1 pseudogene is annotated in these 326 nt (G+C 72.1%); it reads left to right on the top strand.

Going from position 1 to position 326, the window contains the following annotated elements:
• Positions 1 to 112: 112 nt before the first annotated feature.
• Positions 113 to 326 (top strand): annotated as a pseudogene (locus MKK54_RS06195) (ATP-binding cassette domain-containing protein); the annotation flags it as partial.

The following is a 326-nucleotide window of genomic DNA, read 5'->3' as shown; positions in this document are numbered from 1 at the left end:
GTGAGCTCGGCAGGCAGGCCGGCTTGGACGCGCGGCTGCGGGGCCTCGGCCGTGGTGGCCTCGCGGCCTTCCAGGGCATGACAGGCGAAGAGGCCGGGGACGCCGACGCGCAGCGGAGGTCGACCAGGCGATGGAAGCGCTGGGCTGCCCCAGCGACGAGCAGACCGTCGCGACGCTCTCGGGCGGTGAGCGCCGCCGCGTGGCGCTCTGCAAGGTGCTGCTCTGGGAGCCGGAAGTCCTGCTCCTTGACGAGCCCACCAACCACCTCGACGCCGAGACCGTGAATTGGCTCGAAGGTCACCTGCGCCAGTATCCGGGCGCCATCC

This window comes from Methylobacterium sp. J-068, from assembly GCF_022829445.1.
GTDB lineage: Bacteria > Pseudomonadota > Alphaproteobacteria > Rhizobiales > Beijerinckiaceae > Methylobacterium.
Note: the sequence above shows the minus strand (reverse complement) of the source record. Positions and strands in the feature narration are given on the sequence as shown.